Origin of the sequence: Brachyspira hampsonii, from assembly GCF_002214805.1 — a bacterium.
GTDB classification, from domain to species: domain Bacteria; phylum Spirochaetota; class Brachyspiria; order Brachyspirales; family Brachyspiraceae; genus Brachyspira; species Brachyspira hampsonii.
In genome coordinates this window covers 1,250,683-1,264,842 of sequence record NZ_CP019914.1, presented here as the reverse complement: position 1 = coordinate 1,264,842, position 14,160 = coordinate 1,250,683, and the positions used below count along the sequence as shown (strand labels likewise).

At 25.6% G+C, this 14,160-nt stretch carries 9 protein-coding genes; 8 read left to right on the top strand and 1 reads right to left on the bottom strand.

Features of this window, described 5'->3' with window-relative positions:
• Positions 1 to 8: 8 nt before the first annotated feature.
• The 6 genes from BHAMNSH16_RS05305 (at position 9) to BHAMNSH16_RS05275 (ending at position 9,864) form a co-directional block, all read left to right on the top strand.
• Entirely contained in the window at positions 9 to 2,672 is a 2,664-nt protein-coding gene (locus tag BHAMNSH16_RS05305) for a hypothetical protein (RefSeq protein ID WP_069732041.1), read from the top strand.
• 1,217 nt (positions 2,673 to 3,889) lie between these two features.
• Positions 3,890 to 4,294, top strand: coding sequence for a hypothetical protein (locus BHAMNSH16_RS05295; RefSeq protein ID WP_008727676.1), 405 nt, complete (start codon positions 3,890 to 3,892; stop codon positions 4,292 to 4,294).
• A 419-nt stretch (positions 4,295 to 4,713) separates the two neighbouring features.
• The gene (locus BHAMNSH16_RS05290) at positions 4,714 to 6,738 is read left to right on the top strand and encodes a hypothetical protein (protein WP_008727677.1); all 2,025 of its coding nucleotides are present in this window, start codon (positions 4,714 to 4,716) and stop codon (positions 6,736 to 6,738) included.
• A gap of 22 nt (positions 6,739 to 6,760) precedes the next feature.
• The gene (locus tag BHAMNSH16_RS05285) at positions 6,761 to 7,915 is read left to right on the top strand and encodes a hypothetical protein (RefSeq protein WP_069732043.1); all 1,155 of its coding nucleotides are present in this window, start codon (positions 6,761 to 6,763) and stop codon (positions 7,913 to 7,915) included.
• 19 nt (positions 7,916 to 7,934) lie between these two features.
• Positions 7,935 to 8,306: a hypothetical protein gene (locus BHAMNSH16_RS05280; RefSeq protein ID WP_069732044.1), complete on the top strand. Its 372-nt coding sequence runs from the start codon at positions 7,935 to 7,937 to the stop codon at positions 8,304 to 8,306.
• Between the two features lie 34 nt (positions 8,307 to 8,340).
• A complete protein-coding gene (locus tag BHAMNSH16_RS05275) occupies positions 8,341 to 9,864 on the top strand; it encodes an AAA domain-containing protein (RefSeq protein WP_069732045.1) in 1,524 nt (507 codons plus the stop codon).
• Between the two features lie 92 nt (positions 9,865 to 9,956).
• Here the strand turns inward: BHAMNSH16_RS05275 and BHAMNSH16_RS05270 are convergent, their stop codons facing one another.
• A complete protein-coding gene (locus tag BHAMNSH16_RS05270; protein ID WP_008728210.1) occupies positions 9,957 to 11,144 on the bottom strand; it encodes an iron-containing alcohol dehydrogenase in 1,188 nt (395 codons plus the stop codon).
• A gap of 216 nt (positions 11,145 to 11,360) precedes the next feature.
• On the opposite strand from BHAMNSH16_RS05270, the gene BHAMNSH16_RS05265 reads away from it, so the two are divergent.
• Together BHAMNSH16_RS05265 and hslV are read left to right on the top strand one after the other, a co-directional pair.
• A complete protein-coding gene (locus BHAMNSH16_RS05265; protein ID WP_008728208.1) occupies positions 11,361 to 13,379 on the top strand; it encodes an ankyrin repeat domain-containing protein in 2,019 nt (672 codons plus the stop codon).
• Positions 13,380 to 13,628: 249 nt separating this feature from the next.
• The gene (gene hslV, locus BHAMNSH16_RS05260; RefSeq protein WP_008723464.1) at positions 13,629 to 14,159 is read left to right on the top strand and encodes an ATP-dependent protease subunit HslV; all 531 of its coding nucleotides are present in this window, start codon (positions 13,629 to 13,631) and stop codon (positions 14,157 to 14,159) included.
• Position 14,160: the final 1 nt, after the last annotated feature.

Below are 14,160 nucleotides of genomic sequence, written 5' to 3'. Positions count from 1 at the left end.
AAATGATAATGCTAAAAAACAATAAGAATCTTATAACTTTTAAAGAAGTTTTTGACGGATTGAGTGAAAGCAACAAAAAACTTTTTAATGAACTTTTTGATGAGGCTAGAATTAAATGTGAAAATGAAAGGGTTAAGGAATTTTTTGAATATACTGAAATAATTGAAGATGAATTGAAGATAAATTATTTAGATAAAGATATATATTATTATTTGGTGTTTTGTATTAAATTATACAAAAAACAAAATAATAGTTTGATAAGTTATTTTGATAAAGTATTAAAGATTGATTTAGAAGATATAAAAAATGATAATTCTATATTTCCTTTTTTGTATGTTATAATTTTACTTAAACATTATTCTTTTAAAAAATTAGAAACTTTTATAAATAATTCTGAAATTGATAGTTCTGTATTAAAATTATTATACGGTTATTATATGCCTAATATTAAAAAAAATATGGATCAGAATACTGTATTAGAGGTTAATGAAAAAATTAATGAGAACACAGTTGTTTTTAATTTATATTTAGATGAAACAGGAAATATTAATGCTAATAAAAAAGAAAAAGAGAAAATTTTTGCTATTGGAGGATATTTTATAAAAGATAAATCTTTATCTGATTGGTATAAGGAAAACTATGCTAAGTTAGATGAATTAAATAGTGAATATTTTCAAAATGATAATAGATATTCATATTCTTCTGAAAATAAAAAAAAATTGGTTTTAATGAATGTTTATCATAGAAATAAAATCAATAATAATTTGAAAAAAGAAATAACTAAAAGTGCTTTTGATTTTCTAAATAAAAATGACGCTAAATTTGTATGTATATATGAAAATAATCCTAATGGTATAGAGTTTACAAGAAAATACTATGTCGATTTAGCATCTAATTTAATAGTAAAAACTTTAAATAAAATTATTAAAGAGTATGATATTGATTTATTGAAGCAAAATATATTATTAATTATCAAAATGCCTTCAAGAGTTTATGTTGAGAAAGACATACTAAACAATAATACTAATAGTAATAGGAATATGGAGCCTATAGACATTGAACCTTATGTTAAAGAAGGAATAGAAAGTTTAAAAATTAAATATGGACTAAATAATAATAATATAGAATATATAATGCTCCCTTTAAGACCTGCAGATAAAGAGCCTGATTTAGTTTTTGCTGATTATTTTTGCAATACTTTTTATAACCGTCATACTTCAGATTCTAAAGAAATTTTTAAGGAGTTTAGTATATATTTAAAAACAAAATACAGTTCATTTGATAAAGATCCTATTGATTTTTATTTTGATAAATATGACTATTATACAATATTAAACAGATATATCTTTTATAAAAAATTAGCATCACATAACAAAATAGGTGATAGAAGAAAAAAATTTGCTGAAAATGACAGCACAGAAATATTGAATTTTTTTATAAACGATGAGGAGTTATATAGAAGAGTAAGTTATTTAGTTCATGCTGTAAAAAGTATATTAGATAATTTAGAGATAGAATCTAATAATGAGTTTAAATATGATAATATATTGGAAAGCTATGATATATTAATTAAACTATTAGAAAAAATTAAAAAAAATAATTCAAAAGAAAATTTTGTATCTAAGAAACTTGATTCTATTATATTTATGATTAATACAGCTAAACTTTCTATTTATAATCATAGTGATAATACAGATAAATCTTTAGAAATGATTGAGCTTAATAAAGGTAAGATAGAAAATATAGATAGTGATTATTTCTTTTTAAGGGAAAAGATACTTTTTGATAATATAAGTATGGTTGCTTTATGGGATTTTTATAAATGCGGTGATATTATAGAATATATAAAAAATATTTTGGAAAATATTAAGTGTTATAATAAATTATATATAGATGATATAGCAAGATTATACGGAACGCTTGGTCAGACATATATTGTTCACTATTATGTTACAGAAGATAAAGAAGATTTGGAGAAAGCTAAGGAATGTTTTTCTAAATCTAAAGAGTTGTTTAAAGATGATAAGGAAAATATAGGCAGAGTATACAGTAATTTTATGCTTTATGCTATTACAGCAGGTAATGAAGAAGAGTTTTTAGATTATCTTTATAAATATATTAAAAAAGGGGAAAAAAAATTTGATAATATTGATTTGTTAATTAAAGAGTTAGTTTCTTATATAGATAATAATAATCAGCCTGATAAAAGCGATAAATATTTGATAATAAGACTTTTAAGGTATTGTAAGAATTTTTATGATGATAATAAATACAGCAGAAGAATATCTGATATACTTATAGAAAAAAGCGGCAATTTCTATAATGATAAAGAAAGAAGAAAATCATCAGAGGATGTAGATATAGAAAAAGATTATTGTTTTGTATATTATAAAGTAAAAAAAGAAAAACTATCTTTGTCAAATAGCTATATATTTGTAGAAAATTTGCAAGGTTATTTTCAGTATATGAGAAAACTTTCCCTATATTTAACTGAGATATTAACAGGAGATGAAATCTATTTTGATAAAGCTGTAAATATATTAAAAGAAATGCTTGAGCTTCCAAATACTGATTATGAGAAAGCGTTTGGAAAGTTTTTGGAAGAAAGTAAGGAATCCGACTTAGATAAACATAATTGGGCTTTTAATTTAAGTAAAAAGTTATATATGTGATATTTTTTGAATAAAATAGTTTGACTTATTTTAAAAAGTTTATATAATATATAATATCAAGTCTCTGGTATTTATCCCCAGAGTTTATTTATTATTTTTTGACTTTGTTTTTAGGCTTTTTGCTTAGAAACAGTATTTTGAAATTAAATGTAATTATTTAATTTCTGTTTGTTTTACAACTTTTTATATAAAATAATAATTTAAACTTTAAGGGGTTAAGTATATCTAATAAAAAATTATTCATTACAGTTTTAATCCTTTAAAATTTTATTATTATTACTGCTGTATAATTATGTATTTAATATACAGTATAGCTCTTTTACATTATAAATATAGTTATTTTATTAAAAATAATTTTTTTATAGTTTTTTTTAATAATTTTTTAATATAATACTTGACATATTTTGTAAATATGCTATTATTGGCTTATAAGATAAAGATATTTAGCTACTGCTAAAGTTTGAAAATATCAATTTTTTACGAGTTTGTCTCTTCTAGCTTAGGAAGAAACAGTATTTACAATTTAATTTTTTTAATGATATTTTTTATAAAACTTAAAAGGAGCTAAATATGCCTATTAACTTTTTTTCTAATAAAAGTAATCTAAACACTGTTCATTATATAGTGAGTAGTCTATTAACTTATGATAATAGTATTGCTCAAATAATTAGAGTGAATAAGAATATCAAGAAAAATCATTTTAAAAAATTAAAAAAGAAAAGTAGTTACCGCCCTTGGAAACTTGACTATCATACTAAGTTGTTTTCATAATTATTGATGAAGAATATTGTATTTTTAATATCTATATAAAAAGGAGTTTTTATGGATAAAAATATAATTTTAGTATTGAAGATTGTAAAAGCTGCTGCAGAAATATTAGTAGAATATTTTAGCAACAAAGAAAATGTTTAATTAGGAGGTTAATATGTTTGGAACTATTATTCGTACTTTATTACCTATCATTGCAGTAAAAATAATTACTAAAATTATCAAAAAGTTTTAGATGTAATTATATTTATGGTAAATAAAAAAGGAGGATACTATCAAATAATTAGTTAATATTTTTTAGTTATTTGCATGCTGTATTTTATAGTTTTTCTAAAATACAGCATGGTTTAAGCAATATGTTAAAGGAGTAATATATGTACAGCCAAAATAATAATTATAAAAAAAATAATAATAAAGGCATTTCAAAAAATAATAGGAGGAAAATAAAAATGTCAAACAATAATTTAAATAATAATATTTCTAATAATGGTTCTATTAATTCAGCAAGAAAAGTTAAATACAGTGAGCATCTTGCTAATTTAAATAAGGTTATGAATGAGCATCTTAAAAATCTTGAAAAAAATTTAGATAAAAATACTTATTTATGTAGTTGCTGTTGGGGCTTGGAATTAGATTATTTATCTGAATCAAAAGACTTAGAAGCAGATATTCAAATTAAAGAGTATGAGAAAAAATCAAGCAAAGTATCGGTCATAGTCAAAGATGATAATAAAAATGCAAAACGCAATACTAAGGCAATTTCTGAAACAAGATATTTATATAATGATGGTTTTAACAAAAAGATAGTTCCTGAAGAAAGTGTAGAGGAAGTAAAATCTATAGCTTCTAAATAGCAAAATACTGATACAAAAGATTATAAGCATACATCTGAAAACACATCGGATAGATTATCAAGTAAAGACGGTAAGGTTAATAGTAAAAAGTTAAATGAGAATGAAGAGCTTACAAGAAGATTAAAAAATGGTGAAAAACTAGAAGTTGAAAATAAAGATGCTCAATTTAAAGCACAGTATTTGAATCAGCTTCCTAAAGCAGCATTATACGGAGCAGTATTTTCGGGCATTAGTGCTATATCAAAAGAGTATGATTGCATTAAAGATGATATGAAATAATTAGCAAATTTTGGTTAATGAAATTGTTAGGAGGGTACTATCAAATAATTAGTTAATATTTTTTTAGTTATTTGCAGTCTGTATTTTAGAGTTTTTCTAAAATACAGCATGGTTTAAGCAATATGTTAAAGGAGTAATATATGTATAATCAAGATAATAATAACTATGGACAAAATAATAACTATAAAGGCAGAAATCATAAAAATAGAAAGAATAATGCAAAATATAATAATGTATTTGTAAATAAAGATACTAAAATAAAAAAGTTTGATATTGACAGTAATTTAAGCAATGGCATTATAAAAGATAGTACCATACATAAAGATATTTCCGGTAATATGGCGGATTCTATTGGATTGGGAAGAAGTGTAAAATATCAGGATCATCGTAATAATTTAAGTAAAGCTATGAATAATTATCCTGAGGCTTTAAAAAAGGTTTCAGATTCAAAAATAAATATGGATCCAAAAAAGCGTATAGGATTTATAGATGAGGTTAAGTTAACTGAATCATATAATGTAAATGCAGCTGAACAATGCAGAGAATATAAAACAGAAGCAAGATTAACTAAACCGGGAGATCCGGAAGCAGATATTATAGTCAGAGATGGTAATACAGAGACAAAATATCAAGTAAAAGATAATGAAAATGCAAAAGTTAATACAGAAGAAATTTCTAAAAAAAGATATTCAGGAGAAGATGGTTCAAATAAAAAGATAGTTCCTGAAGAAAATGTAGATGAAGTAAGAGCAATAGCTTCTAAAAAACAAAATACTGATACAAAAGATTATAAGCATACAGCAGAAAATACATACGACAGATTATCAAGCAAAGATGGTAAAGTTAATAGTGAAAAGTTAAATAGAAATGAAAGTGAAGAGCTTACAAGAAGATTAGAAAATGGAGAAAGAATAGAAGTAAAAAATAAAGATGCTAAATTTAAAGCACAGTATTTGAATCAGCTTCCTAAAGCAGCATTATGCGGTGCATTATTTTCAGGCGGAAGTGCATTTGTCGGAGAGTTTGTAAAGTTTTTATCAAATGGATGCAATTTAACAGAAGATGAGTTTATAGAATCAGCATATAAAGTTCTTACTGCTACTACTGATGGGGCTGCAAAAAGTGCATTAGGGGTTACTTTTACTTATTTGGGTAATAGAGTTGGTTCTTCATTACTTGGAAAAGCTAATATTGCAGGCGGTATGGCTGTAATGACAATAGATACATTAAAAAGTATGTATAGATTTATTACAGGTAAAATAGATACTGTTGAGTTAATGGGAGAGGTATCTCAGAATTTTGTTTCTATAACATCAACTTCATTAGGTGCTTATGCAGGTTCTTTAGGCGGAAGTGCATTAGCTGGGGTTATCGCTTCTAATATGTCTATGGGGGCAGCAGCAGCAGCTTCATTGGGAGCTTTTGCAAGTATAGCAGGATCTGTTGTAGGAGGTTTAGCTGTTGGAATTACTGTATCTTATCTTATATCAAAAGACAGTGAGGCAGGATTGGAAATAGCAAGAAGAGATATAGAAGCAGCCTATCAGACTTTTGCTAAAGACCGTAATCTATATGCTTTAGTAGAAGGTGTTGGTACTCAAAGAGATTGGGAGTTTAGTTTCAAGAGTTTAATTCCATTCGGCGGAGTTTTTGCTCAAATATCAGAATACTCTGCACGCAAATCTGAATTGAATAGAATATCTAGTATGTTAGACAGAGAATATGAGAATATAGATGAAGGAAAAAGAAGAGTATTGGCAGATATGCAGCAGAAATATTATGAGGCAAAAGCAAATATAGAAGAAACATTCTACAGCAGTATTAACACAATGTTTGATGATGACAGAATTGATTTGAGCAATCAGTTAATGGATTATTTGAATCAAAAGAGAACTATATATGCATTAAGAGAGAAAAAATATTTTAATGAAATACATAAAATAGATGAAAAAAACAGCAAATTAGCATCAGATATACAGAAAGATGAATTGTTTTTCAAAGAAGTAGAAAATCTTACTAATATGCTTAAAGACTCTGATATAGAAAATAGGGAAATGATAATAGATGCTATAGCTTATTTAGTATCTGATGAGTGGCTTAAGAATTTTAAAAGCGATGATGATGAGCTATACAATTTATTATTGGAATACGGATTATTAGACTAATATTTTATAAGGAGTATTATTTATGTTTTTGGACTTTATTTTTAATAAGATTTGCAGCTATAGTTTAGATAAAAAAAGAGAAAAAATTAAAAGAAAGATAGATGATGTAAATGCATATAGAGAACTTGCATTTAAGGATATTTATGATGCTAAAGAAATGTATAATGCTAAATTAAATGAAATAGTAAATTTTCTTAATGGTATTAGAAACGAAGCAGAAGCAAATTTTAAAATAATAGTGATGGAAGAATTATATGAAGTAGCTGAGATAATAAGAAAATCTTATGACTTGTTATTTATCATAATAGATTATAATTCACAAATAAAGATATTTAACTATAAGAAGAATTATTATAGAACAGAAATAAATTTTTTCAAAAGAAGAAGAGAAGAATGTTACAAGGTTATAAAAGTATTATCTCTTTCAAGAAGAAAGGATGCAAGATTAAAATGGTTTAATGAAGCTAATGGTACAAATGTTAAAACTATAGATGAACTTAGAGATTTAAGAGGAAGTTATTATAATATTGATTTGTTAATTGATTTATGCGAAAAGGATTTAAAAAACTATAGGAAGATTAATAAACTTAGAGAATATATAAAAATGTTAGATAAAAAGATTCATGTTCTTTATGATAAAGTGAAAGATATTGATGCAAAGATAGAAAAATTGAGAGAAACTATTTTTAAATATTTAGAGGGTTATTATAAATTGTATAAAGATTATTTAGAGATTATTAATAAAAGATTTAATATGGAAGATGTATTTCCAAGCTATAATATGCTTATTAATAAGATAGAAGAAATGGAAATAAATGGATCTTTATTATTAGAAGTAAGAAGTACGGCAAATAAAATCAAATCAATAAAAGAAAGCCGTGAACATTATTCTGATTGGGATAATCCTATACAAAGAAATAATATTGCCCGTAAGAATTATAATAGTATTAATGCAGAATATTTAAGTATAGATAAAAAAATTAAGTATTATAAAAAGACTTTTTATTTATTAATGCAAAATAGAAGAAATGCTATATCAGATTTATATAATAGCTGTTTTAAAAAAATAGTTAAGTGTAAGAATGGAGGATATTTAGTCATAATCAATGAAAAAGATAAAGATTCTAATATATTTATACCAGATTTAATTAGTAATAAAGAAGCAATAAATAAGTAAAAATACTAAGGAGGATTTTATGGAATATAAAATAAAAATAAGAAAGCGATATTTAACAGGCATTAATAGAATAATAATATTTGCTATTATGAATGGTATTAATAATCCGCGAGAGTTATTTAATAATGTTCTTAATATCTTCTATAAAGATACAGTTATCAAATGTTTATCTAAACTTATGAATGTACATTTAATTTGTATAAGAGAAACTCCAAATGGAAAAGGTTTTTATTTAAATAAAAATTTTGACGGAGAGTATTATTATATAAAATTGGAAAATAATATAGATTTGAGCGGCACTGAAATGGAGGACATAAAAAATATATTTAAAAACAATTTATCAGATAAGAAAATATTGAAGGCATTGGATTTTAAGTCTATAAATCTGTAGAAAATAAAGCATAATAATTTAAGGAGTAGTAATAATGAAATTTTTTGAATATTTAAATAAATGGGAAAATTATTTATCTGAATTGTTAAAAAGATATGAAGGTCAAAAAGAAAATGGTGAATATATCAAATATTTAAGGCAATTAGAAACTATAAAAAATATTAATTCAGGAATTGTTCTGTCTGTAGATTTGTTTAATACAATAAAAAATAATTATGAAAATATTTCAGATAATATACAAAGTAACAAAAAAATAAGAAATCTATATCCAATACAAGAAATATATCAAAACAATAGCAATGTATTTAATGTAATAGAGAAAGCTGTTAATAGTAAAGAATTATTTTGTTTGATGGGCCCTCCCGGCACAGGAAAAACTACTGCTATTGTAGAAATTATTTTGCAGACTATAAAGCATAATTATAAAGCAAAAATAGCTGTATGTTCTGAAACTCATATTGCTGTAGATAATGCTATAGAAAGACTTAATACTGAAATAGAGAATAGAAATATTAACTGTTCTATTATGAGGTATGAGGAGTTTAAAAATAAATATAAAAATTTAAATATATGCTATAAAAATTATATAGATTCTTGGAAGGAAAAATTGGAAAATATTTATGATGAGAGTTTTACAAGTAAATTGTTTAATGAATTTGAAGAGCATATTATGAAAAATAAGAAGTATGATAAATATATATGCGAGAATGCTAATATTATAGGAATAACATGCAATCAAATGGCTAGATTTAAATTAGATGAATTAGATGATGTTTATGATTTGATAATTATAGATGAGGTATCAAAAAATACATTGCCTGAGATTTTAATACCCGCTTCTTTGTCTAGAAAATTGATATTGGTTGGAGATCCTAATCAGCTTCCGCCTGTATTTTGTAAAGATGAAATAGAAACTATGAATGAAATAGATACAAAGCTGCAGGAAGAATTAATAGAAAATTCTCTAGTTGATAGATTATTTAAAAATGTTGATAATGAAACAATGTTTGGAATGCTTGATACTCAGTACAGAATGGAGTCAAAAATAGGAGATATTGTAAGTAAATTTTTCTATAATAATGAATTGAAAAATGGTACAAAATACAGTGATGATGAAAGTATATATTGGCTTGATTATAATACTGATAAAAAATTTCCAATTAATTATGGAGGAGAATTATATAATCCTATAGAAGTTGAGTTAATAAATAATAGTATTGAAAATTTGAATATTGATGCTGGTACAACTATAGCAGTTATAACTCCATATAAGAAACAAAAAAGGGAATTAAAAAATATTATTAGCAGTAATGAAAAATTAAAGCATTTAAATATAGAAATAGATACAATAGATGCTTTTCAGGGTAAAGAGGCTGATATAGTTTATTTTAGTGTTGTTAGAAATACAGGATCTGCAAGATTTTTTTCTAATATAAAGAGACTTAATATTGCTGTATCAAGGACAAAAAAGAAACTGTATATGGTTGGAATGTCTAAGTATTGTAATAGAGTTGATATACTTAAAAATATATATTTATCTTCAAATGTTTTAATTTAGATTGAAATATCAGTTAAAGTCAATTTAATTATTAATGTATTTATTGTATAATAATTAAATTGACCATTAATAAAAAAATCAGTTATAAAACATTAAACATTAGCCATTTTGAAAATATTATAAACATCTTCTTTATTTAAAGCTCTAAAATGTTTAAACTCTAATTTTCCATCTTTTATACATCTTTTTGTTAAATCTTGTAAAACTTCTTCGCTTTGCACTCCAATACCTAATTCTGTAAAGTTAGTAGGCATGTTTATTTGTTTAAAATAATCTATAGTTTTTTCTATACCTTTAAATCCTGTATCATCATCAATATTCCAAACATTTTTTGAGTATTGAATGAATCTTTGTCTTTTATCTTTTAAGCAGTATTTAGCCCAGTGTCCCCACATAACAGAAAGACTTGCCCCATGGGCTACATCAAACTTTGCACTTAATTCATGACCGAATTTATGAACTATAAAATCAAAAGTAAGCCCTAAACCTGTTAAAGTATTATGAGATAAACTTCCGCACCACATAAGCTCGCTCATAGCGTCATAATTAGTTTTGTCTTTCATAGCTATTAATCCGTTTTTAAATATAGTTCTTAAAACTGCTTCGGCTATAGCATCTGTTGTTTGATTATTGTCTCCATTTGCTGAGTCTTCACTGTCTCCGAAATATCTGTCGAATGTATGCATAAGCATGTCAGATATTCCGCATGCTACTTGATAATATGGTAAAGTAAAAGTGAGGCATGGATTCATTATAGCAAATTTAGGACGATTAAATTCTGTAGGAAAACCTCTTTTATCGAGAGTTTCTTCATTAGTAAGTACAGCAGAATTACTAGTTTCACTTCCTGCCGCTGATATTGTAAGTATGCATCCTATAGGAAGACTTTTTTCTAAAGTTTTTATTCTAGTCCAAAACTCCCATATATCAATATTAGGATTAGATGCCCCATGTGCTATTGCTTTGGCTGTATCTATAACGCTTCCGCCTCCTACTGCAAGTATAAAATCTGCATCAAAATCTATTGCTTTTTTTACGCCCTCTCTTGCATGAGAAAGTGTTGGATTAGCTCTCACATTTCCGAATAATTCATATTCTATATTAGAGTTTTTTAATATGTTTTCTATTTTTTCTAATAGTCCGCTTTCTTTTACGCTTTTTGTACCATAAACTACTAATACTTTTTTGCATCCTAGATTTTTTATTTCATTTCCTACAGTATTTTCTGTGTCTTTTCCAAATATTACTTTTGTCGGATTATTATATATAAAACTTTGCATATTCTTTTCCTTATATATTAGTATATATGATATTTTTTATTGAAATAACATTATAATGATTTTAATTCATAATACAATATAAAAATAAAAATACTGCAAAAATATTTTCATTTTTTTAATAAAATTTTTTAAATATAATTTTTTTATTATACTTGATATTTATTTATTATCTAATATACTATGAATATTATTTATTTTGAGATTGGAGTATTAAAGGTGAGACATATTAGATTTTTAGTTATACTATTGACTTTTAGTTATTCTATATTCGCATTAACTGCAAATGAAACTAATTTATTTAATGCAATTAATGAAAAAAATTCAGATAATGTATCAAATATATTGAATAACTCTGCAGATATAGATGTAAATGTACTAGATATTGAAGGGTATACTCCTTTACACAGAGCAGTTTATAATAAAGATTTAAATACTGTAAATGTTCTTTTGAAAAATAAAAATATAGATATTAATTCTAAATTAGATATGAAAGTAAGTATAGACGGCTGGTATCTAGGAGGTGCTACGCCATTGATATTGGCTTCATATATTGGAGACACTAATATAGTTTCGGCTTTGCTTGAGAATAATGCTGATATTAAGGCTAGAGATAATGTAGACGGCAGTATGGCTATACATATGGCTTCTGCTAATGGTAATAATGATGTAATAATGATGCTTCTCGCTAAAGATTCTTCTACTATAAATGATGTAGATAATAGAGGAAATACTCCATTACATTGGGCTGCTATGAAAGATAAGCCTGAAACTATTAAATTATTAATGGAAAATGGGGCAGATATAGAATCTAAAGATGCAGACGGATGGACACCTTTACATTATGCTGCTGCTTTCTCTTCTCTTCAAACAGTACAGACTCTTGTTAATTTAGGTGCTGACAAAATGAGCAAAACAAAAGACGGAAATGAGCCTGTATATTATGCTAAAGGCGATGATGTTAAGAATTATTTATCAGGAAATGATAATATAGTAAGAGAAGGTAATCCTGAAGATAATTTGGGCGGAGATGAAACTGTTGTGGCTGACAATAATACGGCAGATGAAAATAATAATACAGAAGAAGCTGTGAATACAGAAACAGAAGAAGAAGCCGCAGAAGAAAATGAAGAATATGCACAAAATGATGTTGTAGTAGAAGAAGAAACTGAAGAAGTATATGTTGATGATACTGTAAATGCTGTTGATTTAGATGTTAAGCAGTTAGAACTTTTAGTTGCTGTTAAAAATAATGATATAATAGCTTTAAATACTTTAATGAAAGAGGACGTTAATCCTAATTTTGCCGATGAAAACGGATATACTCCTTTACATTTAGCGGTTATTAATAATAATTTAGATACAGTTGAAGCCTTACTTAATTATAAAGATATAAATAAAGAAGCAAAACTTCCTTATAAAGCTACTTTGGATAATTGGTATTTGGGAGGAGCTACTCCTTTAATAGTTGCTTCTTATGTAGGTAATCCTGATATAGTTTATACTTTAATAGAAGCAGGATGCGATATAAGAGCTAGAGATGATATAGACGGTGCTATGCCTATACATGTGGCTTCAGCAAATGGAAATGATGATGCTGTTATATTATTATTGGAAAAAGATAAAACATTGGTTAATGAAACAGATAATAATGGAAATGATACACCATTACATTGGGCTGCTATGAAAAATAAACATTCTACAGTTAATGTGCTTTTAAAATATAATGCTGATACAAAAATACAAAATTCTGATGGAAATACAGCTTTGCATTATGCTGCTATGTATGCATCTTCTGATGTTATAAAAAATATAGTTAATGCTGATAAATCAAGTGTTAATATGGCAAATAATGAAAATATGTATCCTATACATTATGCTGCTTTAGAAAATAATGTTGATGCTTTAGTATCATTAGTTCAGGACGGAAAGGCAGATGTTAATATAAAAGATTCTAATAATGATACAGCTTTACATTATGCTGCTGCTTATGGCAATATGGACAGTGTTATGTCATTAGTAGAAAAATGCTATGCTGATAAGACATTAAAAGACAGCGACGGATATACAGCTGCAGATTTAGCTTCAGATAATGGTTATAATAATATAGCTAATTATTTAAGAGGTGCTGCTTATATACCTGCTGATAACAATCAAGATAATACAGATAATAATGGTCAGGAATTAATACTTCCTGAATACAATAAAAAGCCTAATTTGGATAAAAAATGGTGGTAATTTAATTTTATTATAATTGTGATTTTTAAGGCTTGGAATTTTCATAAATTTCAAGCCTTTATTTATTATTTTATGAAATTAAAGTATATATTTTTTTAATAGAATGATATTTTTATAAAGTTATAATAATATTATTATGTATTTTATTTTGTTTGCAAATAATATTAAAAATAGTATAATAAAATTTGCAATAGAAATAAATATATAATACAATATAAGATAATATATTAATTGAGAGGAATTAAGAATATGTTTAAAGGCACTACAATATGTGCAGTATGCAGAGACGGAGTTACGGCAATAGCTGGAGACGGACAGGTTACATTGGGTGAAACCGTGATGAAGCCTAATGCAGTTAAATTAAGAAAATTATATGGCGGCAAAGTTATATCTGGTTTTGCCGGATCTACTGCCGATGCATTTACATTATTTGAGAAATTTGAAAAAAGACTTCAGGAATTTTCAGGTGATTTAACCAGAGCAGCAGTTGAGCTTGCCCGTGAATGGAGAACTGATAAGATGCTTAGAAATTTGCAGGCTTTAATCATAGTAGCAAGCAAAGATAAGATGCTTTTACTTTCAGGTAACGGCGATGTTATAGAAAGTGAAAATAACATATTAGCTATTGGAAGCGGCGGTCAGTATGCTAAGGCGGCTGCTATGGCATTAAGTGAAAATACAGATCTTTCTGCTAAAGAAATAGCTAGAAAATCACTTGAAATAGCTTCTAAAATATGTATATACACTAATAGTAATATTTCTTTGGAGGTAATAGAATAAA